26 protein-coding genes are annotated in these 24,306 nt (G+C 61.8%); 15 read left to right on the top strand and 11 right to left on the bottom strand.

Translation table 11 applies throughout. The features are described 5' to 3' along the window. Nucleotides 1–185: 185 nt before the first annotated feature. Nucleotides 186–1,058 carry an isocitrate lyase/phosphoenolpyruvate mutase family protein gene (locus IVA95_RS26950; RefSeq protein WP_247513241.1) on the bottom strand — a complete coding sequence of 291 codons (873 nt, stop codon included), beginning with the start codon at nt 1,056–1,058 and terminating at the stop codon, nt 186–188. Between the two features lie 53 nt (nt 1,059–1,111). Here IVA95_RS26950 and IVA95_RS26945 point away from each other — a divergent pair, with 53 nt between their 5' ends. After that, entirely contained in the window at nt 1,112–2,029 is a 918-nt protein-coding gene (locus tag IVA95_RS26945) for a LysR family transcriptional regulator (RefSeq protein WP_247513240.1), read from the top strand. A 131-nt stretch (nt 2,030–2,160) separates the two neighbouring features. Here the strand turns inward: IVA95_RS26945 and IVA95_RS26940 are convergent, their stop codons facing one another. After that, the gene (locus IVA95_RS26940; protein WP_247513239.1) at nt 2,161–2,484 is read right to left on the bottom strand and encodes a DUF1476 domain-containing protein; all 324 of its coding nucleotides are present in this window, start codon (nt 2,482–2,484) and stop codon (nt 2,161–2,163) included. Nucleotides 2,485–2,801: 317 nt separating this feature from the next. Here IVA95_RS26940 and purC point away from each other — a divergent pair, with 317 nt between their 5' ends. Further along, the gene (gene purC / locus IVA95_RS26935; protein WP_008974302.1) at nt 2,802–3,569 is read left to right on the top strand and encodes a phosphoribosylaminoimidazolesuccinocarboxamide synthase; all 768 of its coding nucleotides are present in this window, start codon (nt 2,802–2,804) and stop codon (nt 3,567–3,569) included. A gap of 18 nt (nt 3,570–3,587) precedes the next feature. Next, on the top strand, nt 3,588–3,830 hold the full coding sequence (purS, locus tag IVA95_RS26930) for a phosphoribosylformylglycinamidine synthase subunit PurS (RefSeq protein WP_213245996.1): 243 nt from the start codon (nt 3,588–3,590) through the stop codon (nt 3,828–3,830). Between the two features lie 223 nt (nt 3,831–4,053). Here the strand turns inward: purS and corA are convergent, their stop codons facing one another. Then, nucleotides 4,054–5,070, bottom strand: coding sequence for a magnesium/cobalt transporter CorA (gene corA / locus IVA95_RS26925; protein WP_247513238.1), 1,017 nt, complete (start codon nt 5,068–5,070; stop codon nt 4,054–4,056). Between the two features lie 147 nt (nt 5,071–5,217). Here corA and purQ point away from each other — a divergent pair, with 147 nt between their 5' ends. Further along, nucleotides 5,218–5,919 (top strand): phosphoribosylformylglycinamidine synthase subunit PurQ, encoded by a 702-nt coding sequence (purQ, locus tag IVA95_RS26920; RefSeq protein WP_247513237.1) that lies wholly within the window; start codon nt 5,218–5,220, stop codon nt 5,917–5,919. An 8-nt stretch (nt 5,920–5,927) separates the two neighbouring features. After that, nucleotides 5,928–6,881 carry a tripartite tricarboxylate transporter substrate-binding protein gene (locus IVA95_RS26915; protein ID WP_247513236.1) on the top strand — a complete coding sequence of 318 codons (954 nt, stop codon included), beginning with the start codon at nt 5,928–5,930 and terminating at the stop codon, nt 6,879–6,881. A 48-nt stretch (nt 6,882–6,929) separates the two neighbouring features. Here the strand turns inward: IVA95_RS26915 and IVA95_RS26910 are convergent, their stop codons facing one another. Further along, nucleotides 6,930–7,241, bottom strand: a complete 312-nt coding sequence (locus IVA95_RS26910) for a hypothetical protein (protein ID WP_247513235.1) — start codon at nt 7,239–7,241, stop codon at nt 6,930–6,932. 227 nt (nt 7,242–7,468) lie between these two features. Between IVA95_RS26910 and IVA95_RS26905 the strand changes: the two genes are divergently transcribed. Next, nucleotides 7,469–8,206 (top strand): tetratricopeptide repeat protein, encoded by a 738-nt coding sequence (locus IVA95_RS26905; RefSeq protein WP_247513234.1) that lies wholly within the window; start codon nt 7,469–7,471, stop codon nt 8,204–8,206. Between the two features lie 18 nt (nt 8,207–8,224). Here the strand turns inward: IVA95_RS26905 and IVA95_RS26900 are convergent, their stop codons facing one another. Continuing rightward, nucleotides 8,225–9,181 (bottom strand): EamA family transporter, encoded by a 957-nt coding sequence (locus IVA95_RS26900; RefSeq protein ID WP_247513261.1) that lies wholly within the window; start codon nt 9,179–9,181, stop codon nt 8,225–8,227. Next, a complete protein-coding gene (locus IVA95_RS26895; RefSeq protein ID WP_247513233.1) occupies nt 9,156–9,644 on the bottom strand; it encodes a PaaI family thioesterase in 489 nt (162 codons plus the stop codon). The genes IVA95_RS26900 and IVA95_RS26895 overlap by 26 nt, the downstream gene beginning before the upstream one ends. A 161-nt stretch (nt 9,645–9,805) precedes the next feature. Between IVA95_RS26895 and purL the strand changes: the two genes are divergently transcribed. Beyond that, nucleotides 9,806–12,013 carry a phosphoribosylformylglycinamidine synthase subunit PurL gene (gene purL, locus IVA95_RS26890; protein ID WP_247513232.1) on the top strand — a complete coding sequence of 736 codons (2,208 nt, stop codon included), beginning with the start codon at nt 9,806–9,808 and terminating at the stop codon, nt 12,011–12,013. 101 nt (nt 12,014–12,114) lie between these two features. On the opposite strand, the gene IVA95_RS26885 is transcribed toward purL, so the two are convergent. Beyond that, nucleotides 12,115–13,299: an acyltransferase gene (locus IVA95_RS26885; protein ID WP_247513231.1), complete on the bottom strand. Its 1,185-nt coding sequence runs from the start codon at nt 13,297–13,299 to the stop codon at nt 12,115–12,117. 185 nt (nt 13,300–13,484) lie between these two features. On the opposite strand from IVA95_RS26885, the gene IVA95_RS26880 reads away from it, so the two are divergent. Then, nucleotides 13,485–13,658 (top strand): DUF1328 domain-containing protein, encoded by a 174-nt coding sequence (locus tag IVA95_RS26880; RefSeq protein WP_065732717.1) that lies wholly within the window; start codon nt 13,485–13,487, stop codon nt 13,656–13,658. Between the two features lie 151 nt (nt 13,659–13,809). Here IVA95_RS26880 and IVA95_RS26875 read toward each other — a convergent pair whose 3' ends face one another. Further along, nucleotides 13,810–14,169 (bottom strand): DUF427 domain-containing protein, encoded by a 360-nt coding sequence (locus IVA95_RS26875; protein WP_247513230.1) that lies wholly within the window; start codon nt 14,167–14,169, stop codon nt 13,810–13,812. Nucleotides 14,170–14,354: 185 nt separating this feature from the next. Here IVA95_RS26875 and IVA95_RS26870 point away from each other — a divergent pair, with 185 nt between their 5' ends. The 3 genes from IVA95_RS26870 (at nt 14,355) to IVA95_RS26860 (ending at nt 16,632) form a co-directional block, all read left to right on the top strand. After that, nucleotides 14,355–14,609 carry a BolA family transcriptional regulator gene (locus tag IVA95_RS26870; protein ID WP_025590827.1) on the top strand — a complete coding sequence of 85 codons (255 nt, stop codon included), beginning with the start codon at nt 14,355–14,357 and terminating at the stop codon, nt 14,607–14,609. A gap of 25 nt (nt 14,610–14,634) precedes the next feature. Continuing rightward, nucleotides 14,635–15,813 (top strand): low temperature requirement protein A, encoded by a 1,179-nt coding sequence (locus IVA95_RS26865; RefSeq protein ID WP_247513229.1) that lies wholly within the window; start codon nt 14,635–14,637, stop codon nt 15,811–15,813. 519 nt (nt 15,814–16,332) lie between these two features. After that, on the top strand, nt 16,333–16,632 hold the full coding sequence (locus tag IVA95_RS26860; protein ID WP_247513228.1) for a hypothetical protein: 300 nt from the start codon (nt 16,333–16,335) through the stop codon (nt 16,630–16,632). Nucleotides 16,633–16,657: 25 nt separating this feature from the next. Here IVA95_RS26860 and egtD read toward each other — a convergent pair whose 3' ends face one another. Together egtD and egtB are read right to left on the bottom strand one after the other, a co-directional pair. Beyond that, nucleotides 16,658–17,629 (bottom strand): L-histidine N(alpha)-methyltransferase, encoded by a 972-nt coding sequence (egtD, locus tag IVA95_RS26855; RefSeq protein ID WP_247513227.1) that lies wholly within the window; start codon nt 17,627–17,629, stop codon nt 16,658–16,660. 48 nt (nt 17,630–17,677) lie between these two features. Next, nucleotides 17,678–18,928 carry an ergothioneine biosynthesis protein EgtB gene (egtB, locus tag IVA95_RS26850; RefSeq protein ID WP_247513226.1) on the bottom strand — a complete coding sequence of 417 codons (1,251 nt, stop codon included), beginning with the start codon at nt 18,926–18,928 and terminating at the stop codon, nt 17,678–17,680. A 304-nt stretch (nt 18,929–19,232) separates the two neighbouring features. Here egtB and grxD point away from each other — a divergent pair, with 304 nt between their 5' ends. The 4 genes from grxD to IVA95_RS26830 are packed head-to-tail and all read left to right on the top strand — an operon-like array spanning nt 19,233 to nt 22,734. Then, nucleotides 19,233–19,571 carry a Grx4 family monothiol glutaredoxin gene (gene grxD, locus IVA95_RS26845; protein ID WP_213245969.1) on the top strand — a complete coding sequence of 113 codons (339 nt, stop codon included), beginning with the start codon at nt 19,233–19,235 and terminating at the stop codon, nt 19,569–19,571. After that, complete coding sequence (locus IVA95_RS26840) at nt 19,568–20,122, top strand: O-acetyl-ADP-ribose deacetylase (RefSeq protein ID WP_247513260.1); 555 nt, start codon at nt 19,568–19,570, stop codon at nt 20,120–20,122. The genes grxD and IVA95_RS26840 overlap by 4 nt, the downstream gene beginning before the upstream one ends. A 43-nt stretch (nt 20,123–20,165) precedes the next feature. Beyond that, nucleotides 20,166–21,449, top strand: a complete 1,284-nt coding sequence (locus IVA95_RS26835) for a serine hydrolase domain-containing protein (protein WP_247513225.1) — start codon at nt 20,166–20,168, stop codon at nt 21,447–21,449. Next, the gene (locus IVA95_RS26830) at nt 21,430–22,734 is read left to right on the top strand and encodes a serine hydrolase domain-containing protein (RefSeq protein WP_247513224.1); all 1,305 of its coding nucleotides are present in this window, start codon (nt 21,430–21,432) and stop codon (nt 22,732–22,734) included. The genes IVA95_RS26835 and IVA95_RS26830 overlap by 20 nt, the downstream gene beginning before the upstream one ends. Nucleotides 22,735–22,745: 11 nt before the next feature. On the opposite strand, the gene IVA95_RS26825 is transcribed toward IVA95_RS26830, so the two are convergent. Next, the gene (locus IVA95_RS26825) at nt 22,746–24,158 is read right to left on the bottom strand and encodes a GH1 family beta-glucosidase (protein WP_247513223.1); all 1,413 of its coding nucleotides are present in this window, start codon (nt 24,156–24,158) and stop codon (nt 22,746–22,748) included. Nucleotides 24,159–24,306: the final 148 nt, after the last annotated feature.

Here is a 24,306-nt window from a genome sequence, read left to right as displayed (position 1 = left end):
ACCCCATCAGGCCTTGGCAGGGCAAACTCCCAAGGCCTTCGCCGCTACCAAGACCACCGCGATCCAATCAGCGAATTAGTGAACATCGACAATTGCGAGGAGCGAAAGCGACGAAGCAATCCACTATCCCCGTGTTGAGGAATGGATTGCTTCGCTGCGCTCGCAATGACGGGGAGAGGCCCCGATCACCCGAACGCCGCCCTGATCTCCCCGATCGGCGCCATCTCGCGCACAAACGTAAACGCACCCCGCTCCTTCATCTCGCGGCCGCATTTCAAGAACGCCGCGAGCGCGTAGCGCTCCATCGCACCGCCGACGCTGATGCGTTTGACGCCTGCTTCGGAGAGTTGCGGAACGGTCAGCGTCGGATCGGCGAATCCCATCACCAGGTTGAACGGCTTGCCGATAGAGGACACCACGGTGCGAATCGTGCCGATGTCATAGAGGCCAGGTGAATACAGGACGTCGGCGCCGACGGCCTCGAACGCCTGCAGCCGCTTGATGGTATCGTCGAGGTCCTTGCGGCCGTGCAGGAAATTTTCCGCGCGCGCGGTCAGCGTGAACGGGAAGGGCAGTGCGCGCGCTGCTTCGACCGCGGCCTGCACGCGCTCGACCGCGAGCGAAAAGTCGTAGATCGGTTTGCCCGGATCGCCGGTAAAATCCTCGATCGAGCCGCCGACGATGCCGGCTTCGGCCGCGCGCGTAATTGCTTTCGCTGCGGTCTTCGGATCATCGGCGCCGCAATTTTCCAGGTCGGCGTTGACGGGGAGGTCAGTTGCTTCCGCAATCATCCGGCAATTCTCGATGATGGCATCGAGGCTGACGGTCACGCTGCCCAGCGTATTGGCAAGGCCGAGGCTCGTGGTCGCGAGCGCCTCAAACCCCATCCCGGCGAGCAGTTTTGCGGTGCCAGCGTCCCAGGGATTGGGGATGATGAAGGCGCCCGGGCGCGCGTGAAATGCAGAAACAGTTCCGCCTTTTCCATCTGACTGCGCATCGCTGGCTCCGTTGAATGTCCGCGTTTTGGTTGGCGGCGAAATTAGCGGTCTATCGGGCATCAGCCAAATTTGTTATTTCTCTATGCATCATCAGCTTTTTGCATGGATCAGACATGGATAGCGATGCGCTTCTCACCTTCCTGACCGTTCACCGCCGCGGCGGCATTTCGAATGCCGCAAAAGCGCTGCACCGCTCGCAGCCGGCGATCTCGCGGCGCATTGCGCTGCTCGAGCAGGAGCTCGGGGTGCCGCTGTTCGAACGGATCGCGGGCCGCACCATGTTGAGCGATGCGGGGCGGGTGATGGTGCCGTATGCCGAGCGCGCGGTCGCCGCCGCGCAGGATGCGGAGAATGCGGTGCGCGCGCTGGCGCGGCCGAATTCGGGGCCAGTCGCACTGGCGGTAGTCGGCACGTTGGCCGGCGGGCGGCTATCGGCGATATTGAAGCGCTTCGCGGCCGAGCATCCCGAGGTCGAATTGAGCCTGCGCACCGCGACCAGCCCGGAGGTCAGCGACATGGTCCGGCGCGGCGAAGTGACCATCGGCCTGCGCTATGACCGCGACGGCTCGCGCGATCTCGATTGCGAATTGCTGTTCTCCGAGCGGCTGCAGGTGGTGTGCGCGCTGGACCATCCGCGCGCCGGCCGCCGGGTTGCGAAGCTTGCCGAGTTGCGCGGTGAGCGCTGGATCGCATTTCCGGTGGTGCCCGGACGGCGCGAGATCACGGCGTCACATGTGTTTGCGCTATTTCAGACCCACGGCCTGGGCGAGATCGACTGGACGCCGGTCGACAGCTTGACCGCGCAGAAGCGGCTGGTCGAAGCGGGGCTCGGCATTGCGCTATTGTCGGAGAGCAACGCTGCCGAGGAACTGCGATACAAGACGATCGCAACAATCGGCGTACGTGATCTCAAGGCAAGCCACGACGTCGTCACGGTAACGCGCCGCGGCGGATTTTTGAGCGCCGCGGCGCGGCGGCTGCTGGAAATTGTCCGAAAGGAATATCGGGAGACAAAGGCGCTCGGACGCTAGCACCGTCATTTCCGGGTCCGAAGGACCGGACCCCAGGGGCGCAATTGCGCACCTGGGAATCTCGAGATTCCCCGATGCGCAATCGCGCATCTGAGATCGTCGCTTCGCGCCATCCGGGATGAAGTCTCGCTTCAGGTCCCCGCCTTCACCTGGGCGGCGGCCTGCAGCATCAGCTCGTCCATCTTGACGCGAACTTCCTGCGCGGTGACGGCGACGCCCTTGGCGGCAAAATCGGCCATCACCTTGTTCTGAACATCCTTGTCGCCGGCTTCCTCGAAATCGGCCGAGACCACCTCCTTGGCGTAGGCATTGGCAGCATCACCGGACATGCCGAGCTTTTCCGCTGCCCAAAGACCGAGCAGCTTGTTGCGGCGCACCTCAGCCTTGAACTTCTGCTCCTCATCGAGGGCGAATTTCTTCTCAAAACCTTCCTCGCGCTTGTCGAAAGTGGTCATTCTTCGGTTCCAATCCCCGCAAACGGTAAATAAGGCCGCGTTGTCGCGGCCCGGTGGACTACCTAGATAAAGGGGGCGAATCGGTAAAACAACGGGCCGTTAGGCCGCAGGCAACCGGGATAAGTTGGCTCCAATCGGGCCGGGTCGATTGTGCTGGATGGGCCAATCGGATAGGTTGCCATCAGGCGAGGTTCTTGTTCTGTTTCCGGTCGCTTAGTTCAGGATCTGGCCTTCACGGCAGCTCCGTCGTGGTCGCAAACCCTTGTCATCCGGAGCACACCAATTTCATGGATTTCAACAAAACACGGTACATCCCAATGAGCCGTCGACGCCGTATTTATGAAGGCAAGGCCAAGGTCCTGTATGAAGGTCCGGAGCCGGGAACCCTGATCCAGCACTTCAAGGACGATGCGACCGCGTTCAATGCCAAGAAACACCAGGTGATCGAGGGCAAGGGCGTCCTCAACAACCGGATTTCGGAGTACCTGTTTCAGCACCTCAATGACATTGGGGTGCCGACCCATTTCATCCGCCGCCTCAACATGCGCGAGCAGTTGATTCGCGAGGTCGAGATCGTGCCGCTGGAGGTGGTGGTGCGGAATGTCGCGGCCGGTTCGCTGTCGCAGCGCCTCGGCATCGAGGAGGGCACGCAACTGCCGCGCTCGATCATCGAATTTTATTACAAGAACGACCAGCTCAACGACCCCATGGTGTCGGAAGAGCACATCACTGCGTTCGGCTGGGCAACGCCGCAGGAAATCGACGACATCATGGCGCTCGCCATCCGCGTCAACGACTTCCTCACCGGACTGTTTCTCGGCATCGGCATCCGTCTGGTCGATTTCAAGATGGAATGCGGTCGCCTGTTCGAGAACGAGATGATGCGGATCATCGTCGCCGACGAAATCTCGCCCGACTCATGCCGGCTGTGGGACATCAAGTCGAATGAGAAGCTCGACAAGGATCGTTTCCGCCGCGACCTCGGTGGCTTGCTTGAAGCCTATACCGAGGTGGCGAAACGTCTGGGCATTCTGATGGAGAACGAGCGCCCGGCCGGTTCGGGTCCGGTGCTGGTGAAGAGCTGAGAAGACTGGGGCAATCTCGTGAAGGCACGCGTTACCGTTACGTTGAAATCCGGCATTCTCGATCCGCAGGGCAAGGCCATCGAAGGCGCGCTGAAATCGCTCGGCGTCGATGGCGTTGCCAGCGTCCGCCAGGGCAAGGTGTTCGATATCGAGCTTTCTGGCTCGGACAAGGCCAAGGCCGAGGCGGCATTGAAGGATGCCGCCGACAAGCTGTTGGCGAATACCGTGATCGAGAATTATCGGGTGGAAGTTCTGAGTTGAGCGATGGGTGAGATATCCAATCGGCAGGTGTACGATTTGGCATTGGATATTTCGCGTAACATTGGTCGGCTTGAAACCTCCGTTGATGAACTCTTGCTTGAGATGCGAATCCACAACCAGCAAATGTTGTTGCTGTCTCAATTTTCGCAGCAGGTATTGAAGGCTCCTTCGAGATGAATCTGGCGTTCATCGCTCGCGTGATAGGCGCGGGCGGGTCTGCCGGTTACAGCCAGCCCACGCTGCGAAAGCGCCAGTACAGCCCGCTGCAGGCGGCAAGCATCAGCCCCAGCACCATGAAATATCCGTACTGCCATTTCAGCTCAGGCATGTGCTCGAAATTCATCCCGTAGATCCCGGCGACCGCCGTCGGCACGGCGATGATGGCCAGCCAGGAGGCCAGCTTCTTGGAGACCGCGGTCTCCTGGGCCTGGCCGACCAGAAGGCTTGCCTCGAATGCGAACGCCAGCACCTCGCGCATTGAATCGGTGCGCTCCTGAATGGTCCTGACGTGGTCGGTGACATCTCGAAACAGCGCCTGCATGGTTGTACGCACCATCGGCAAATTGTCGTGTTCGAGCCGGCGGCAGACTTCCACCAGCGGCCCAATCGCGTTGCGGAGTTTCAACAGGTCGCGTCGGAGCATGTACAGCCGCTCGACTTGCGCTCGCGTGATTGGGCTGGCCAACACGTGATCCTCAATTTCCTCGATCTCCTCGTGGATCGTTTCCAACACCGGGGAATAGTTGTCGACGATGAAATCGAGGATGGCGTAGAGAATGTAGTCCTCGCCACGCGCCAGCGCGCGGGGGCAGCTCTCGCAGCGTTCGCGCACCGGCGCGTATGACGTTGATGCCCCGTGGCGCACCGAAACCAGATAGCCCTCTCCGACAAACAGATGGGTTTCGCCGAACGCGATCCTGCCCTGAACCAGCTGCGCGGTTCTCGCCACGATGAACAGGCCATCGCCGTACTGCTCGATCTTGGGGCGCTGATGCGCATGGTTGGCATCCTCGATCGCGAGATCATGCAGATCGAACTGCTGCTGCACGCTGGTCAGCAGCGCCAGATCCGGCTCATACAGGCCGATCCAGACGACGTGACCGGGCTTGCTGCGCCAACTCGACGCCTCCTCGATGGCGATATTGGCGATGCGGCGGCCATCGACGTAAACACCGGCCGCGACGACGCCTTCGGAGGTCATCGGTTCGGTTGCAGATGTCGCCCGCGACGGGACATTCATGGTTTCCCTCCCTGAGCGATTGTTGTTGAGCGCGGCTTGCACGGAGGCCGTTTTGGCGACGCTAGCACTGGAAAAACCCGCGTCAAATGGTTATGTCTCGGCCGATCGGCGGTCTGCCGACGTATCTCCTGTCCAGCCGGAACCGTCATGAAATCAGCCGTTCTCGTCTTTCCCGGAATTAACCGCGAGCGCGACATGGCGCGGGCGCTGAAGCTCGTCTCCGGCCAGGAGGCGGCGATGGTGTGGCATGCCGAGACCGAACTTCCAAAGGGGACTGATCTCGTGGTGGTGCCCGGCGGGTTCTCCTATGGCGATTACCTGCGCTGCGGCGCCATTGCCGCGCGCGCACCGGTCATGGATGCGGTGCGCAAATATGCCGCCGATGGCGGGCTGGTGCTCGGCGTCTGCAACGGGTTTCAGATCCTCTGCGAAGCGGGGCTGTTGCCTGGCGTGCTGATGCGCAATGCGAAGCTGAAATTCGTCTGTAAGGACGTGCATCTGCGGGTCGAACGCTCGGATTCGCCGTTCACCCGCGGCTACAATGCCGGGCAGGTCATCCGCGTGCCGGTCGCCCATGGCGAGGGCAACTACGAGGCCGATGAAGAGACGGTGAAGCGGCTGGAAGGCGAGGGGCGCGTGCTTTATCGCTATTGCTCGGCCGAGGGCATCGTCGACGAGGAATCCAACATCAACGGCGCCGCGCAGTCGATCGCCGGCATCGTCAACGAGCGCGGCAATGTGCTCGGCATGATGCCGCACCCGGAAAACCACGTCGAAGACATCATGGGCTGCACCGACGGCCGCGGCCTGTTCGCGGGCCTTGCCGCGCATCTGCAAAAAGCCGCGTGAGGTTCTTGGTGTCGCGCCTCACGATTGTTGTTGTGGCGCTGCTATGCGCCGTGGCAGCCCACGCGCAGGATTATCCCAAGCGTCCCATCACCATGATCGTGCCGTTCGCGGCCGGCGGCACTTCCGACGTGATCGCGCGCGTGGTTGCCGAGGAGATGACCAAGTCGCTCGGGCAGCCGATCGTGATCGAGAATGTCGCGGGCGCCGGCGGCTCAACCGCGCTGACGCGTGCCGCGCGGGCGGAAGCAGACGGCTATACCATCGCGATCGGCAATGCCGGCACCAGCGCCGCGACCTACACCATCTATCCGAAACTGCCGTTCACGCCGGAATCCTTCGTGCCGATCGCGGTCGTTGCGAAAACCTTCGGCATCGTCGCGTTGCGCAAGGATTTCCCCGCCAAGAACCTGCAAGACTTCATCGCCTATGCGAAGAAGAATCCCGGCAAGGTCAATCTCGGCCATGCCGGCGTCGGGTCCTCGAATTTCCTGATCTGCAAGAGTTTTGTGCAGGCGGCCGGCATCGACGTGACGCTGGTCGGCTATCGCGGCGCCGCGCCGGCGTTGACGGACGCGATCGGCGGCCAGATCGACGGCGTCTGCGACGCGGCCGCGTCGGTGTCGCAGGCGATCGATGACAAGCTGGTGAAAGGCCTCGTCGTCGGCTCAACAGTGCGGCTTGCAACCTTGCCCGGCCTGCCGACTTCCTCCGAGGCTGGCCTTCCCGAATTCGAGGCGCAGGGCTGGAACGGCCTGTTCGCTCCAAAAGGCACGCCGCCTGCGATCATCGCGAAACTGAACGCCGCAGCCAAGGCCGCCGTCGAGAGCGAGGCGGTGAAGAAGCGTTTTCACGATCTCTCCACAGTTGCGCCCGATGCCAACGAGCATGCGAGCGAAGTGCTCGGTCAGTTGGTGACCCGCGACGTCGAGAAATACAAAAAGTTGCTGGAAGAGAAGAAATAGTATTCAGCGATCATGCAATGAAAAAGCCCCGCGGAGCGGGGCTTTTTGTTATCGGCCAGTAGTCGAACCCGGACCTGTCGGCGACAGGGTCGAACCGCTCGGCGAGGGGTTGATGTGGGTGCTCCCCGACGGGTTCACTGGGCTGTTCCGGCCGGCTGCGGCGCTGCCGGCATCGTTGCTCATACCGGTGGTGCCCGCTCCACTTCCGGCGGTCGTTCCGCTGGTGGATCCTGTCGCACCACCTGCCGCCGCGCCGCCCGTGCCCGAACTTCCGCCCGCGCCGCTGCCGCCGGCTTGCGCCAGGGCGAAGGTGCTCGTGAATGCCAGCGCCATGGCCAATCCCATTGTTGCCAGTTTCATGATTGCTCCTTTCTTGCTGCGTAACGGCGCAACACGATGCGCTCGCATGCGTTCCTGTCTGTCAATCACAGTTCGTTGCTGTTCCGCCGAGATGACCCACTGGCCACAATTCTGAAATCGTGCCGATACATTTCGTGCTCAAATACAACTGAAGATTGTCTGATTGAACTTGCCGCGCTATCAAGGCCACTAAGGACCGTCCCGCCCGGTTTGCCTGGAACGCGCCAATGCCCGTTGCTTTCGTCATTTTGCTGCTCGACATCACCCTGATCTGGCATGCATCGAAGACCGGACGCCTGCAGCCGTGGGCCTTCATTATCCTGTTGATCCCGTTCGTCGGCGCGCTTGCTTACATCATCGTCGAGCTGGTGCCGGAATGGTTCGGCAGTCCCGGCGCCCGCCAGGCGCGCAAGCGCATGGCCGACAGGCTCGATCCTGAAAAGCACTATCGGGAGCTTTCCGATCGGCTGGCCGGCAGCGACACCATTGCCAACCGCGCCGCGGTTGCAGCCGAATGCCTGAAGATCGGACGGTTCGACGAAGCCGTGCGGCACTACGATCACGTTCTCCAGCTGCCGATGGGGAGGGAGCCGGCCTACGCGCTCGGCAAAGCGCAGGCGCAATTCGGTCTCAGCCGTCCGGCAGATGCGCTCGCGACACTGGATGATCTGAAAGAACACTGGCCCGATTTTGAATCGGCCGAGGGCCATCTGCTCTATGCTCGCGCCCTGGCCGAGGTCGGACGCATCGAGGAGGCACTCGACGAATACCACGCGCTCGTCGCCTATTTTCCCGGTGCCGAGGCCAAGGTCCGTTACGGCTTGCTGCTGGGCACGGTGGGGCGCACTGCGGAAGCCAGGATTGTGTTCAACGAATTGCTGCTGCAGATGCGACGCGCGCCAAAATACCTGCGCGAAGCGCAAGCCGAGTGGCTATCGATCGCCGAAAAACAACTATCGGCTTGAAGTCGCTGGCGGTCTTCATCAGCCTTTCGGCCTCCCGCGCAGGCGCTCGATCCACTTGCGATAATGGCCGCGCGGGATGGTCATCGCGGCGACGCCCGCCATTACGAGGATAAGACCGAGCGCCAGATTCGGCGGTACGGCCTCGCCGAGCAGCAGCACCGACAGGCCGACGCCGATCGGAATTCGCAAATAGCCCTGCGCATTGGTGGTCAGTGTGCCGAGTCGCGTCAGGCACATGTAGAACAGCATCAGTCCGAAGGCGCTCGAGAATATTCCCATCGCGGCGGTAGCCACCAGCGCTTCAGTCGTCGGCCGCAAGGTCCAGGGATGGTCGATGATCAGCGCGAGCGGCAACAGCACCGTGCCGCCGAACAACAGCGAGCCCGCCGCCACCACCATCGGGTCGTAGTCGGTCAGCTTGAGCCCGAAGATCGTGGCGCAGGCAAAGGAGATGGTGGCGATCAGGATGACCATTTCGGCGAGGAGGTTGCTGGAGAGCCCGCCGAGCGTATCGAAGCCGATGGTCACGGCCGTACCGGCCAGGCCCAGAATGGCGCCGACCAGCTTGAGCAGCGTCGCCGGCTCGTGCCGCGTGACGGCCCAGGTAATGAGGAAAGCGAAGATCGGCGTGGTCGAGGCCAGCACCACGGTCGGCGCCGCAGCCACATATTGCTGCGCCCAGGTGATCATCAGGAAAGGAATTGTCGAGTTGATGGTCTGCTGGAAGGCAAACAGCTTCCAGGCTTTGCCGTCCGTCGGCAGCCGCAAGCCGCGGGCACGCAGGATCACCAACAGAAAGCCCGCCGCGATCAGCGAGCGCGCCGAGATGAACGTGACCGGCGGGATCGAGCCGAGGCCGATCTTGGTCAGCGGATAGGTCGAGCTCCAGCAGCACGCCAGCGCGAGCAGCAATGCATAGTCGCGCCAGCCGCGACGTGCTTGTGGCGCGTCAGGTGGCAACGCCGCCGGTGCCAGTCGGCTTCTTCCACTTCACCCGCTTGATCGTGCCCGAGAAGGTGAACAGCGAGCGCTCGCCGGATTTCAGCACGCCGCGCAGGAAGATCAGCGAACCGCCGGCGCGGGTGATTTCGCCGTCGCATTCGACCAGTTCGCCCTCGCGTGCGGCGTCGAGAAATTCGCAGGCAAACGATACCGTCACGCCGGGTCCCTCCAGCACAGAGGAGGCGATCGCAAACAGGCAGTAATCGGCGAACGACATGAAGCAGCCGCCATGGACGTTGAGCTGGCCGTTGAGGTGCTTCTTTTCGACCCGGAACGCGCATTGCACACGCCCGTTTTCGTCCATTCGGTGCCAGAACGGGCCGTTATGGGTCTCAAAACTGTCACGGGTCCAGGTGCGCCAGCCCTTGAATTCGCCCTCGGTTTCGACATGCAGATCGGGGCGGCGCTGAAATGCATTTTGGGGGAGTTCGTTCACTAAAAATGACCTTCAATTCGATGTTTCAGCCCTTAAATCCGATCCGGGAACGATGTGCAAACGCCGATCCCGCAAGGCGCCCCGCGCAAAGCTCTGGACAGGGCGGAAATGCGCCATAAAAGGCCTTTTCGCCCCCCGTCGATCTTCCTATTAAGGCACCCATGAACGAGCCCCAGATTACCCCCGAACTCGTCGCTAGCCACGGCCTTAAGCCCGACGAGTATGAGCGCATCCTCAAGCTGATCGGGCGGGTGCCGACATTCACCGAGCTCGGAATTTTCTCGGCGATGTGGAACGAGCACTGCTCGTACAAGTCCTCGCGTATCCATCTGCGGGGGCTGCCGACCAAGGCGCCGTGGGTGATCCAGGGCCCGGGCGAGAACGCCGGCGTCATCGACATCGGGGACGGTCAGGCGGTGGTCTTCAAGATGGAGAGCCACAACCACCCGAGCTACATCGAGCCCTATCAGGGCGCGACCACCGGCGTCGGCGGCATACTGCGCGACGTGTTCACGATGGGCGCGCGGCCCATTGCCTGCCTCAATGCGCTCTCATTCGGCGCGCCGGAACACCCGAAGACGCGGCATCTTGTTTCGGGCGTGGTGGCCGGCGTCGGCGGCTACGGCAATTCGTTCGGCGTGCCGACGGTGGGCGGGCAGGTGCGCTTCCACACCCGTTACGACGGCAACATCCTGGTCAACGCGATGGCGGTCGGCCTCGCCGAGACCGACAAGATTTTCTATGCGGCAGCCTCCGGCGTGAACATGCCGATCGTCTATTTGGGCTCCAAGACCGGGCGCGACGGCATTCACGGCGCCTCGATGGCGTCGGCTGAATTCGACGACGATTCGGCCGAGAAGCGGCCGACGGTGCAGGTCGGAGATCCCTTCGCCGAAAAGCTCCTGCTCGAAGCTTGCCTCGAAATCATGGAAAAGGGTTGTGTCATCGCGATCCAGGACATGGGCGCGGCGGGGCTGACATGCTCGGCGGTCGAGATGGGCGCCAAGGGCGATCTCGGCGTCGAGCTCGATCTCAACGCGGTGCCGACCCGCGAAACCGGCATGAGCGCCTACGAGATGATGCTCTCGGAAAGCCAGGAGCGCATGCTCATGGTGCTCAAGCCCGAGAAGGAAAAGGAGGCCGAGGCAATCTTCAAGAAATGGGGGCTGGATTTCGCGGTGGTCGGCTACACCACGCCGACCAAGCGCTTTGTGGTCAAGCATGGCGGCGACGTCATGGCCGATCTGCCGATCAAGGAGCTCGGCGACGAGGCGCCGGTGTATGACCGCCCGTACGTCCCATCCGCAGCCCTGCCGATGGTACAGGCGCGCGAAGTGGAGCCCCCAATTGGCATTTCCGCGGCGCTGGAGAAGCTGATCGGCACGCCGGAGCTGTGCTCGAAGCGCTGGGTCTGGGAGCAATACGACCACGTCATTTTGGGCAATACCGTGCAGCGTCCGGGCGGCGATGCCGCGGTGGTGCGCGTCGAGGACGGGCCGAAGGGGCTCGCGCTCACCGTCGACGTCACACCGCGCTATTGCGAGGCCGATCCTTATCAAGGCGGCAAGCAGGCCGTTGCCGAAGCCTGGCGCAACATCACCGCGGTCGGCGGACGCCCGCTCGCGATCACCGACAATCTCAATTTCGGCAATCCGGAGCGGCCCGAGATCATGGGTCAGTTCGTCGGCTGTCTGAAGGGCATTTCGGAAGCCTGCCGCACGCTCGATTTCCCTGTCGTGTCGGGCAACGTCTCGCTCTACAACGAAACCAACGGCCGCGGCATTCTGCCGACGCCGTCAATCGGTGGCGTCGGCCTGCTCGACGATTTCACCAAATCGGCGACGCTGGCTTTCAAGGCGGCCGGCGAAGCGATCCTTTTGATCGGCGATACGCAAGGCTGGCTCGGACAGTCCGTCTACCTGCGCGACATCTGCGGCCGCGAAGAAGGCGCACCGCCGCCGGTCGATCTCGCCGCCGAAAAGCGCAACGGCGATGTGGTGCGCGGCATGATCCACGCCGGCACGGCAACCGCGGTGCATGACGTCTCCGACGGCGGCTTGTTGATCGCGTTGGCCGAGATGGCGATTGCCAGCGGCATCGGCGCGCAGCTATTGGCGGCGCCAAGCTCGATTGTGCCGCACGCTTACTGGTTCGGAGAGGACCAGGCGCGATACATCGTAACGGTATCAGCGGCGGATGCCGGCCTCGTGCTGGCGAAGATGAAGGGGGCGGGCGTGCCATGCGCACGGATCGGCACCACCGGCGGCGATGCGCTTGAGGTTGCAGGCGAGGGGCAGGTGGCGGTGAGTGCGCTCGAGACGGCGTTCGAGCACTGGCTGCCGGCCTATATGAGCGGCAAGGCGGCTTAGGCGGCACTCTTTCCACGTCATTGCGAGAAGCGAAGCGACGAAGCAATCCATCTATCCCCGAGCGGAGCTATGGATGACGATGTGAGGCCGGTGCCGCTCCCTCACAGCACCCTCGTTGCGCCCGGGATCTGCCGCAACGCTCGCGTCAGCGCCCAGCTCGCCGCGACTGTCAGCACGAACCCGATCGCGACCTTGACGATCGCCGGCAGGTCATAGTCGAACAGCCAGTATTGCAGCCACAGTGCGATCGGGTAGTGCACCAGGAACATGCCGTAGGCGTCCGCCTGCATCGGATCGAGTAGTTTGGCGGAGCCTGATTGCCTGAACCTCTGAAAAATGGCCAGGATCAGAAACATGATGGCCACGCTGAAGACGGTGAAGCAGATGGCATAGAGCGCTTCATACCAGTCCGGCAATGGCGACGGGTTGCCCAGTATTTCGCGCTTGATGAAGATCAGCACCCACAAGAGGCAATACGGAACGATCGCCAGCACCATCCAGTCCCAGCTGACCTTCGCCATCCGGCCGTCTGCCGCGAGCAGCCCGCGATCCATTTGCGCAACGCCGATGCCGGCACCGAAAAAGAAGTAGCTCGCATAGAGCATCACGCGCCCGTGCTGAACCGAGAACGGGCCGAACTCGAACCAGCTGCTATGTCCGTAGCGAACCAGCCCGGGAATGTAGAACGCAGCGGTGACAGCAAGCATGACCGCGAAGAACACCGCGGGCCGGCGGCGGCCGTGCAGCGAGAGGCGGTTGATCGGATCGAGCAAGTTGGGTGACAGCCGATACAAGATACACGCCACCACGTCGAAACTGAGCAGGACCCAAAGGAACCAGATCGGCCCGCTCGGCCACGGGCCCTTGGTGATCATATTCCACCAGTACTCAGAAAAGCCGATCTCGGGATGGTGCCGCAGGGAGATGGCGTAATAGGCGAGCGGAATGACCGTGAAGGCGCAGATCACGAACGGCAGGCCAAGCCGAAGCAGGCGATCTGCCAGATAGCTCAACGGTCCCTTCCGGGCGATGCCGGACCAGGCGAACAGCCCCGACAGGAAGAAGAACATCGCCATGAAGAAACTATCAGTGGCGAGCACGATCATGTCGAAGCCGAAGAAGTACTTCGGATCGGTATGACCGAAATAAGTATAGGGGATGACGGCATGGTGGAGCAGCACCACCAGCGTCAGGAAGGTGCGGGCGCGATCAAGCGAAAGATTTCGCGATTTGGCTTGGGGCACTGCGCTCACGTCGGCATGCCCCACGGTGGAAATCGATGTCATGAGGGCCTCCCCGCCAGGCTATGTTGGTCAATTGTTGCCGTCCGAACCCGATTCAGCAAGGCCCAATCGGGCGCCGGCGAATTCGCACCTCCAGGTCGTATCGGAACCGGCGGGGCAACCCGCCGTTAAGTCAGGTGAATTTAAGGGCCGCCGCTGGTATGGCCCCGGAGGTCGCGGAGCAAGCAATGACAATTCTGAAATGGGCGCTGATCTTCTTTCTGGTGTCGATCGTTGCCGGCATTCTCGGCTTCACCGGCATTTCGGAGGCGTCCGCCGACATCGCCCGCTTCCTCTTTTATGTCTTCGTCGTGATCTTCCTGGTGCTCCTGATACTTGGGCTCACGATATTCAGGGCGTAGCTACGCACGTCAGTCATTCCGGGATGGCGCGAAGCGCCAGACCTCAGGGGTGCAATTGCACCTCGGGGAATCTCAAGATTCTCAGGTGCGCAATTGCGCACCATAGTTCGATGCTTCGCATCACCCCGGAATGGCGTTCTCCCATATTGCGCTACGCCACTTCCTCGATCGTTACCTTGTCCGGATAGAACGCCAGATGGCCGGCGATCTCGGCCATGGCCGGGAAGGGCGTCTCATAGGTCCAGATCGAATTTTCGAGGCTCTTGCCGTCGGCGTTGATGCTGAAATAGTTCGCGTCCCCCTTGTAAGGGCAGTGCGTGGTCCGCTCGGTGCGGGACAACAACGCCATATTGGCGTCCTCGCGCGGCACATATTGCACCGCCGGATAGCTGGCTTCCTTCAGGGTCAGCGCGCGGGTGGTATCGGCAATGACCACGCCGTTGGCCGAGACCCGGACGCGCTTGGGGTTTGCCGTAATCGTGATCGGATGGTCGGGACCGGGCAATTTCATGATTTTCAGCCTCTTTTTTCGGTCAGCCCGAAATGATCGGGCGCGACGCGATCTCGCGGTGTCAAACGCTTCGGCCCGGAATATAGTGTCGCCAGGCGTGACCTAGAAGAGCGTACGCGCTAGGTTTGGCCGTCACGGTCGCGCGAGCCGGCCGTGATTCGAAACACCTGAGGAGACATGCTGGAATGCCGATGGATGCCCACGATATCGAGTCGATGATCAAGGCAGCTATCCCTGATGCCGAGGTGACGATCCGCGATCTCGCAGGCGATGGCGACCACTACGCCGCGACCGTGATCTCGGAGTCGTTCCGTGGCAAGTCGCGCGTGCAGCAGCACCAGATCGTCTATCAGTCGCTCAAGGGGCAGATGGGCGGCTTGCTGCATGCGCTGGCACTGCAGACCGGGGTACCTGGCGGACCCGGAGTGCCGGAGAGATAGTCCCCGGACGGGCGGCGGGGCATCGATGACAGACAACGCACACGGCGCGCTGTTTCGCCCGATCGTGCCGCACCAGCATAGCCGCGTCACTTACGCGGAGCTGTTCTTCGACCTCGTCTTCGTCTTTGCGATCACGCAGATATCGCACACGCTGCTGGCTCATTTTACGCCGCTGGGTGCGTTGCAGGTCACGCTGCTGTTTCTCGCGGTCTGGTGGGTATGGGTCTTCACTACCTGGATCACTAACTGGCTCAATCCCGAAAAGACTCCGGTCCGTCTCCTGCTGTTTGCGATGATGCTGGGCGGGCTGGTGCTATCGACCTCGATTCCAAAGGCGTTTGACGAGCGCGGCTTGTGGTTTGCCATCGCCTACGCGGGGATGCAGGTCGGCAAGACGATATTTCTGTGGTTGTCGACGCCGCCGTCGCGCCCGCGGACGCGCATGAATGCCATCCGGATCGCCGCCTGGCTATCGGTATCGGCCATCTTCTGGATCGCCGGCGGGCTAGTCGAAGGCCAGTCGCGGTTGGCGCTATGGGCCGTCGCGCTTGTCATCGAGTATATTTCGCCGGCGGTGCGGTTCTGGATTCCCCGCTATGGCGCGTCCTCGGTCGCGGACTGGATGATCGAAGGCGGCCATATGGCCGAGCGCTGCGGGCTGTTCATCATCATCGCGCTCGGCGAATCCATCGTCGTCATCGGCGCGACTTTTGCCGAACTCGCCTGGACGACCGAAAACGTTCTGGCGTTCGTCTCGGCCTTGATCGGCAGCATCGCGATGTGGTGGATCTATTTCCACATCGGTGCCGTAGCCGGCTCCGAGCAGCTTTCAAAATCGAGCGAGCCGGGAAGGCTGGCACGGCTGGCCTATACCTATCTGCACCTGCCGATCGTGGCCGGCATCATTGTTGCGGCGGTGGCGGACGAGCTCGTGCTGAAACACCCGGGCGGACATTCCGACCTCAAGACGGTAACCAGCGCGATCGGCGGTCCCTTGCTGTTTCTATTCGGGACCGTCCTGTTCAAGTTCAGCTTCCGCGGCTTCGTTCAGCTCTCGCACGGGGCGGGCATCATCGCGCTCTGCGTGCTCGCCTGGTTCGCAAGCGAACTGTCGCCGTTGGTGCTGTCGATCCTGACCACCGCGATCATGATCGCGGTCGCGGTGTGGGAAACGGTCTCGCTGCGATCCGATCCGGCAGGATAGCGCCTTTAATCCAACCTGGGCCGCCTCACCGGCACTAGTTGCGGCGAGTTGTGCTGATCGACGACATTTCTGAGAACGAGATTTGACAGTTGGACGACGAGAGCGCGAAGCCGCGCATTCTCCTCGCGAAGCGCTGCCCGCTCGGTGTCTGCTTCCTCGTCCCAGCCGGTGTCCGTATCATTGTGAACAGACGACGATCCCGAACGTTGCCTGTGGTTGCCGGACGCTGGATATGCGTTCCCCATGACTGATATCCCCTGGCACGAACTCACCCCAAGCCATGCTGCCGCGGAGGCTCGGCTGAGTCCGCGTCAAAAATTGGACCTTTCGATGGGGAAACGACAGCGCGGATGGACCGTTTTGCGGGCGGGGTAATAAAGATGAACACTTGTTAAGAAGTTTGGTTATACTGGGCCCGGCAAGGTGCGGGGACGCGCGGCGGCGTAGGCACCTTCCATCAACTTGACCAGCGCGATCAGTCAGTGCCCACGGGGGAGCCGTGGCTGGGAATACGCGCCTATGAAACAGAGTGAAGCAAGAGTACGGATTATTGAAGAGTGGGACCGCTGGATATTGACGCAGGCGATTGAACCGGACGGACCGACCGGAAAAGACTCGTTGAAGTTCTTTCACGAACTGCAGGACGCAGGATCTCCGCTGCTGGATTTCCAATCCCGCGGACAGGACAAGTGGCGGATCATTCACGCGTGGTTGTTGGGTGCAGACCGATTGTCCGATGATTGGATATCTGTCGCTCCCCGGATTGCGCCGACCCGCAGGCCGCGGCCGGACCGCAGGCGGTCCGTCTGCAAGACGTGAGCTGCAAAAACCCGCGGCCAAACTCTCAGTCCGACGCCACCAGCGCGTGAACGGAGAACATCTGGTCGCGATCGGTCCAGGATTCCCGCACCGACCAACCCGACTCGCGCGCCAACTTGGTGAAGCGGTCGAAGCTGTATTTGTAGCTCGATTCGGTATGGATGCTTTCGCCGGGACGGAATGAAAAATTCCGTCCCAGGATGCGCACGCTCTGCGCCTTCTTGGAAATCAAGTGCATCTCGATGCGATGGCGCTCGCGATTGTAGACCGAGCGGTGCATGAAGGCGGAGACGTCGAAATTGCCGCCGAGCTCGCGGTTGATGCGGACCAGAACGTTGAGATTGAATCGCGCGGTGACGCCGGCGGCGTCGTTATAGGCATCATAGAGCACCCGCTCGTTCTTCTCGAGGTCGACGCCGATGATCATCTGTGCGCTCTTACCCAAAATGTCGCGTGCGCTGCGCAGGAAGGCGCGCGCTTCGTGCGGCTCGAAATTGCCGAGCGTCGATCCGGGAAAAAAGCCGACCTTGGGCATGTCGGCGATTTCGGCCGGCAACCCGAACGGCGCGGTGAAATCGGCGGCAACCGGATAAACGCCGAGATCGGGAAAATCCTTGCGCAGGCCGCTGGCCTGCGCGTTCAGGAAATCGCCTGAGATATCGACCGGGACATAGGCGGAGAAATCGCAGCGCTCCAATAGCAGACGGACCTTGGTGGTCGCGCCGGCGCCGAATTCGACCAGGGCCGCGCCTTTCGGAATGAGTGCGGCGATTTCATCGCCGCGGCTGCGCAGGATGCCGAGCTCGGTGCGGGTGGGGTAATATTCCGGCAGCACCGTGATCTGCTCGAATAGCTCGGAGCCCGTGGCGTCGTAAAAATATTTCGGCGACAGGCGCTTGGGGAATTGCGAGAGGTCGCCGATCACGTCGCCGGCAAAAGCGGAGGTCTGTTCGTCGAACGGGAGCGTGTGGGCCAAAGCGGCGGCATGCACATTCATGATACTCTCCTGAACGCGCTTTCCGGCGCGCTAGATTCATCGGAAATCTCAGGCGTAATCGGCGAGGCGTAACCCCGTGAATTGCCAGCGGTGGTGCGGGTAGAAGAAGTTTCGGTAGGTGATACGGCTGTGGCCGGCCGGAGTTGCAAGCGAGGAGCCGCGCAACACCAGTTGGTTGACCATGAACTTGCCGTTGTACTCCCCGAGCGCCCCCTCGATGGCGCGGTAGCCGGGGTAGGGGGAGTAGGAGCTGCGGGTCCACTGCCAGACGATGCCGAAGGCATCGTTGAGCTGGCCGGCGCGGGCGGCGACCTCCCACTCCATCTCGGTCGGCAGATGGCGGCCGGCCCAGCGCGCAAACGCATCCGCCTCGTAATAGCTGACGTGGCAGACCGGGGCGGCCGGGTCGATCGGCTGCAACCCACCGAGCGTCATGATCCGCCATTCGCCGTCGATCTGGCGCCAGTGGCCGGGCGCCTGCCAGCCCTCGCCGGTCGCCGTGGCAAAGCCGTCCATCAGCCAGAGCGTGGCGGTGCCGTAGCCGCCGTCCTGCATGAAGGCGAGCCATTCCGCATTGGTCACGAGGTTGCGGGCCAGCCCGACCGGGCCGACCAGGGCGCGGTGCGCGGGCTTTTCATTGTCGAAATGGAAGCTGTCGTCGGCGTGGCCTACGGTGTGGATGCCCTCGTTGAGGGTGGTCCACTCCTCTGCCGAACGGTGCGATGCCGGAAAGCGCCAGGAAGGATCATAGGCCGGCGGGATCGGGTTTTGGGCAAAGGCGTGCAGGATGTCGGTCAGCATCAATTCCTGATGCTGCTGCTCGTGGTTGAGGCCGACCTCGACCAGCGGGACCAGTTTTGTGAGGCGCGCTTCGCCGGCGGTCTGGAAGAACTTGACGACGGCGGCATCGACATGCCGGCGATAGGCGGTGACTTCGTCGGCGCTCGGGCGGGTCAAATGGCCGCGCTGGTGACGGGCGTGCCGCGGTCCGGCGCTGACATAATAGGAATTGAACAGGAACGCATAATCAGGGTGGAAGGGCTGATAGCCCTCGCAGTGCTCGCCGAGCAGGAATTGCTCGAAGAACCAGGTGGTATGGGCGCGGTGCCATTTGGCCGGGCTCGCGTCCGGCATCGACTGGATGAGCTGGTCCTCGGGGCTCAACGGAGCGGCCCGGCGCTCGGTCTCGCCGCGGACGGCCAGATAGGCCTCCACCAAATTCTGGGCGAGGGTGCCGGAATCCGAGAAAAGTGACGGGGCCGGTGTGGCGAACGCGGCGGCGGATACTGGTTTCGTCACTGGTGTCTCCGGTCGAGGGAGAGAGAACGTTAGGCTGGCAAACTGGTTCCCGACGGGCGGTCCGACCTAGATAGGGGTTCCGGTGCAGGAAAAAAGCCTGCCCCGCTATGATATTGATGCCGTCAGACTATGAGCGGCGGTCGGCCAAGGATGCCGCGAGCCGGCCCCGCGCATGCCAGCTCCTCGCCATTTTGCTTTGGATGCACAACGGTTTGGGCTACATATATCGCAAGTATCCGGGTTACATGGACGAGCCGCCTGTTATGCGACGCCGCAGGGGGCTGAGCCCCAAAAGGAAGCAAATATGAGCATCGAACAATTCATCGACAACGAAGTGAAGTCGAACGACGTCGTGCTGTTCATGAAGGGCACGCCGCAGTTTCCACAGTGCGGTTTCTCGGGACAGGTGGTCCAGATCCTCGATCACATCGGCGTCGGCTACAAGGGGCTGAACGTCCTGGAATCCGCCGAGCTTCGCAACGGCATCAAGGAATATTCGAACTGGCCGACCATCCCGCAGCTCTACGTCAAGGGCGAATTCGTCGGCGGCTGCGACATCATCCGCGAGATGTTCCAGGCCGGTGAATTGCAGCAGCTCTTCGCCGAGAAGGGCGTCACCGTCAACGCGGCGGCTTCCGCCTGAGCGGCATCGCGCGCCAGGTCGGCCAGGCGCGGCTGGAAGTCATTGTCGCCGACATTACGACACTGCGCGTTGACGCCATCGTCAACGCCGCGAACTCGTCCCTGCTCGGCGGGGGCGGCGTTGATGGCGCAATCCATCGGGCGGCCGGACCTGAACTGCTTGCCGAGTGCCGTATGCTGAATGGCTGCGCGACCGGCGACGCCAAGATCACCCGAGGATACCGGTTGCCGGCCAGCCATGTGATCCACGCCGTCGGGCCGGTTTGGCACGGCGGCAATGATGGGGAGGACGGGCTGCTCGCTTCCTGCTATCGGCGCTCCCTCGAACTCTGTCAGTCCAACGCGCTCTCCTCTCTGGCCTTTCCCGCGATCTCTACGGGCGTCTATCGCTTCCCTGCCGACCGTGCGGCGGGCATCGCAGTCGCAACGGTCGTCGATGGGCTGGCCGCGGCGCCTGCCGTGAAAAGGGTTATCTTCTGCTGCTTCTCCCGCGACAGCGCTCGGTTGCATGAAGAGGCGCTGGCAGCCTATGGCAGCCCTTGCGCCGATTGACGCCGCAGCTACACTCCTCTCCGAATTCCGGAGGGGGGTTCCCATGAACTTACGTCAAATGCTGCGCGCGCTTGCCTGCGGCGCGCTGATACTGGCGGTTGCGCCAGAGGTCCGCGCCGAAGGCACGTTCGATATTCCCGCCGGCGCGCGGTTCAATAAGGACAAGCTTGCGAAGATCACCGAATTCTTTGGGAATGAGGTGGCGACCGGCAAGATCGCTGGTGCGAACGTCCTGATCCAGCAGCACGGCAAGCCGGTCTATCACGAAACCTTCGGCGTTCAGGACGTGGAGTCCAAGGAGCCAATCACCGACAAGACCATCTTCCGCCTGTTCTCGATGACGAAAGCGATCACGTCGGTCGTGGCCATGCAATTGGTCGAGGACGGCACGATCAAGCTCGACGATCCCGTCTCAAAATACATTCCGTCCTTCGCGAATGTGAAGGTCGGTGTCGAGAAGAAGGCCGAGGATGGCACCAAGACGCTCGAACTGGTGCCACTGAGCCGGCCGATGACCGTCCGCGACCTGATGCTGCATACGTCGGGAATCACCTATGGCTTCTACGGCGATACCCTGGTCCGCAAGGCCTATGCGGCCGCCAATATCTATGACGGAGATTTCGATCTGGCCGGATTCGCCGAGCGGATCGCCAAACTGCCGCTGCACAACCAGCCGGGGGCGCTCTGGCAGTACGGCCATTCCACCGACGTGCTGGCGCGGGTGATGGAAGTCGCGTCCGGAAAATCCCTGTTCACGATCATGCGCGAAAGGCTGCTCGATCCGCTTGGCATGGTCGACACCGGCTTCTACATCACCGATCCGGAGAAGCAGAAGCGGATCGCGCTGCCGGTGCCGAACGACAGCAATTTCCGTGTCGGCCGCGACACCAACCCGACCAACGTCAAAAAAATCGAGTTCGCGAGCGGCGGCATGTACTCGACCATGGCGGACTACCGGCGCTTTACGCAGATGCTGCTCAACGGCGGCACGTTCGAGGGCAAGACCTATCTGAAGCCGGAGACGTTCAAGCTGATGACGACGGACCATATCGGTCCCGGGTCGGGGGTCGATCGCGATTATTTCTACTTCCCTGGGGACGGCTTCGGCTTTGGGTTCGGACTTGCCGTGCGCACCGATCCCGGTAAGGCCAAGCCGCCGCCGCCGGGATCCCTTGGCGAATTGAAATGGGATGGCGCCAGCGGCTGCTATTTCGTGGTCGACCGCAAGCAGGACATGTTCTTCGTGCTGCTCGAGCAGACGCCGACGGAACGCCAGCGGATCCAGCGGACGCTGAAGCAGTTGGTCTATGAAGCGCTGGAGAACTGACGGCGCTATCGGACGTCGCTTTGCTGCGGCGGCCCTTGTGGTTTCCCTGGTCGGCGGCCAACCGCAGGAGGCGCGGGCTGAGCCGAAAGCGCCGGCCGCGCCAACTTTTTCGCGCGCGGCCCTTGACCGGATTGGAGACCACGTTCGCAACGAGGTCACGACCGGCAAGATTCCCGGCGCGGTGCTTCTGATCCAGCAGCACGGCAAGCCGGTATATTTCGAATGTTTTGGCGTGCGGGACCCGGCGTCTAGCGAGCCGATGACGCGGGATACGATTTTCCAGATCTATTCGATGTCAAAGGCCGTCACCTCAGTTGCCGCGATGATGCTGGTCGACGACGGCAAGCTGGCCCTCGATGATCCCGTGTCGAAATACATTCGCTCCTTTGCGGATGCGAAAGTCGGCGTCGATCTTTCCGATGAAGCCGGAAAGTATCCGCTCAAGCTCGAGCCGCTGAAGCGCCCGATCACGATCAAGGATCTGCTCCGGCACACGTCGGGTATCACCTACGGTTTCTTCGGCGAAACCGCGGTGCAGAAACTCTATGCCAATCCGCAATTGTACGCCGGCGACTTCGACAACGCCGAATTCGCTGACCGCATTGCGACACTGCCGCTCGCCGATCAGCCGGCAACGCGTTGGAACTACAGCCACTCGACCGACGTGCTCGGCCGCGTCGTCGAGGTGGTCTCGGGGCAGACGCTATTTCAATTCGAGAAGCAGAGATTGTTCGATCCACTCGGCATGTCCGAGACCGCATACTATGTCGCAGATGAAACGAAGTGGCCGCGCATCGCCCAGCCATTTCCTGTTGATCGTTTTCGAGTGGCCGGAATCGGAGACCCGACAGTGCCGCGGCGGTGGGAATCCGGTGGCGCGGGTCTGGTCTCGACGGCCGCCGACTATGCCCGATTCCTGCAAATGCTGCTGAATGGCGGCGAACTGGACGGCAGGCGGTACCTGAAGCCCGAAACAGTCGCGCTAATGACGTCGGATCAGATCGGTCCGGAAACCAGGATTATTCACGATCCCTTTTATTTTCCGGGACCGTCCAGCGGCTTCGGTCTGGGCTTTGCCGTGCGCACCTCACCGCCGCCAAACACGACATGGCCGCTCGGCGAATACCGGTGGGATGGCGCAGGCGGAAGTTTCTATTTTGTCGATCCGCAGGACGACTTGCTCGTTGTCTTCATGGTGCAGGCTCCGACGCAAGGCGGGCGAATTCAACTGGCGCTGAAGACGATCATGTATGAGGCGCTCGGCAAGGGTCTGCGCAAGGATTGACAATCGGCTGACTACGCAACCGCGTTTTTGGCGATCGTCTCGCGATAGAACGACGCGCTCAGCTTGGGCGTACGACGCTTGGAATCGAAGTCGACGTGGTAGATACCGAAGCGCTGCTCATAGCCATCAGACCATTCGAAATTATCCATCAGGCTCCATAGGAAGTATCCGAGCACGGGCACGCCCTCGGATGTCGCGCGCTGCAACTGCGTGAGATAATTGCGCAGATACATGATGCGGTCGACGTCGTAGATGGTGCCGTCCGGTGCCGGCTGGTCGTTTCCCGAGGTTCCGTTCTCGGTGATATAGATCGACTTCACGTTCCACAGTTTTGCGACATGACGCGGCACCCAGTAGATGGCCTCGGGGCCGGGCCTGAGCCAGCTCGCTTTCATGTGCGGAAACGAGGTGGGAAACGGCGCCAGCGTGAAGCCGCGTTCGTTGTCGGCGGCAACGACATAATGGTCGGGTGTATAGACATTCAGCCCAACGAAATCGATCGGGGATGAAATGACGCGCAGATCATCGGCGGTGAATTTCGGTGCGTCTTGGCCGGACCTCGCCAGATACGCCTCGGTATATTTTCCTTCGAGCATCACGGTCAGATAGCCGGCGTTGAGTTCGCGCGTCGCGGTCTCGGCGGCGCGGATGTTGGCTGATGTTTCGATGGCAGGGATGCAGCTCACGGCATTTTCCGCCGGACCGACCTTCGTTCCGGCACGCCCATGGGCGCGGATGGCCTGAACCGCGAGACCATGTCCCAGCGCAACGTGGTGACGGACCTGGTTCAATCCTGACTGAGGCAGTTTGAGGCCTGGCGCGTCGGCACCGAGGCCGTGGCCGAGATGAACGAGCCTGGAGCATTCGTTGATTGTGAAGAAATGCTTCACGCGATCACTCAAGCGGGCAGTGACATGGGCGGCGTAGTCCGCGAAAGCCTTTGAGGTATCTCGCGAAGTCCAGCCGCCGAAGCGATCCTGCAGCGCTTGCGGCAGGTCCCAATGATACAGCGTCGCAAACGGTTCGATGCCATTCGCCAACAACTCGTCGACAAGGCGGTGATAGAAATCGAGGCCCTGTGGATTTGCCGACCCTATCCCATTCGGGAAGATGCGTGGCCATGCGATCGAGAATCGATAGGCTTTTGTGCCCAGCGACTTCATGAGCTGGACGTCTTGCTTGTAGAGACGATAATGGTCGGTCGCGGTGTCGCCATTGCTGCGATCGGAGATGGTGCCAGGCGTGTGGGCAAAGCGGTCCCAGATCGACGGCCCGCGGCCGTCTTCGTTGACAGCGCCCTCGACCTGATAGGCTGAGGTGGCAGTGCCCCACAGAAAACCGTTCGGAAAGCTCAAGGGCTTTTGATGTATTCCGGTCGCGTGATTCGATTGCGCCGTGCTGGACTTGGCTGACAGCATCGACATGCCAAACGCCGACCAGCCTGCAAGTCTGCCAACTTGTCGCCGGGAAAATCTCTTGAATGCCATCATTCTACTCGTCAGGCGCGATCAATTTTGCGCAAACAAAGCTCACTTTTGAAGGAGCTTAGTATCACGGCTTCCGTGCTCTCGC

It is taken from the genome of Bradyrhizobium sp. 157, from assembly GCF_023073815.1.
Taxonomy (GTDB): Bacteria; Pseudomonadota; Alphaproteobacteria; order Rhizobiales; family Xanthobacteraceae; genus Bradyrhizobium.
This window is presented reverse-complemented; position numbering and strand designations above follow the sequence as displayed.

Coding starts and splice junctions, on each gene's coding strand:
- purC (WP_008974302.1), top strand. CDS start 2,802: ATGAGCCGTCGACGCCGTATTTATGAAGGCAAGGCCAAGGTCCTGTAT.
- IVA95_RS26825 (WP_247513223.1), bottom strand. CDS start 24,158: ATGTCGATGCTGTCAGCCAAGTCCAGCACGGCGCAATCGAATCACGCG.
- IVA95_RS26860 (WP_247513228.1), top strand. CDS start 16,333: ATGAAACAGAGTGAAGCAAGAGTACGGATTATTGAAGAGTGGGACCGC.
- IVA95_RS26885 (WP_247513231.1), bottom strand. CDS start 13,299: ATGACATCGATTTCCACCGTGGGGCATGCCGACGTGAGCGCAGTGCCC.
- IVA95_RS26880 (WP_065732717.1), top strand. CDS start 13,485: ATGACAATTCTGAAATGGGCGCTGATCTTCTTTCTGGTGTCGATCGTT.
- purQ (WP_247513237.1), top strand. CDS start 5,218: ATGAAATCAGCCGTTCTCGTCTTTCCCGGAATTAACCGCGAGCGCGAC.
- IVA95_RS26945 (WP_247513240.1), top strand. CDS start 1,112: ATGGATAGCGATGCGCTTCTCACCTTCCTGACCGTTCACCGCCGCGGC.
- IVA95_RS26940 (WP_247513239.1), bottom strand. CDS start 2,484: ATGACCACTTTCGACAAGCGCGAGGAAGGTTTTGAGAAGAAATTCGCC.
- egtD (WP_247513227.1), bottom strand. CDS start 17,629: ATGAATGTGCATGCCGCCGCTTTGGCCCACACGCTCCCGTTCGACGAA.
- IVA95_RS26870 (WP_025590827.1), top strand. CDS start 14,355: ATGCCGATGGATGCCCACGATATCGAGTCGATGATCAAGGCAGCTATC.
- IVA95_RS26830 (WP_247513224.1), top strand. CDS start 21,430: ATGAAGCGCTGGAGAACTGACGGCGCTATCGGACGTCGCTTTGCTGCG.
- corA (WP_247513238.1), bottom strand. CDS start 5,070: ATGAATGTCCCGTCGCGGGCGACATCTGCAACCGAACCGATGACCTCC.
- grxD (WP_213245969.1), top strand. CDS start 19,233: ATGAGCATCGAACAATTCATCGACAACGAAGTGAAGTCGAACGACGTC.
- IVA95_RS26905 (WP_247513234.1), top strand. CDS start 7,469: ATGCCCGTTGCTTTCGTCATTTTGCTGCTCGACATCACCCTGATCTGG.
- IVA95_RS26950 (WP_247513241.1), bottom strand. CDS start 1,058: ATGCCCGATAGACCGCTAATTTCGCCGCCAACCAAAACGCGGACATTC.
- purL (WP_247513232.1), top strand. CDS start 9,806: ATGAACGAGCCCCAGATTACCCCCGAACTCGTCGCTAGCCACGGCCTT.
- IVA95_RS26910 (WP_247513235.1), bottom strand. CDS start 7,241: ATGAAACTGGCAACAATGGGATTGGCCATGGCGCTGGCATTCACGAGC.
- IVA95_RS26835 (WP_247513225.1), top strand. CDS start 20,166: ATGAACTTACGTCAAATGCTGCGCGCGCTTGCCTGCGGCGCGCTGATA.
- IVA95_RS26875 (WP_247513230.1), bottom strand. CDS start 14,169: ATGAAATTGCCCGGTCCCGACCATCCGATCACGATTACGGCAAACCCC.
- IVA95_RS26865 (WP_247513229.1), top strand. CDS start 14,635: ATGACAGACAACGCACACGGCGCGCTGTTTCGCCCGATCGTGCCGCAC.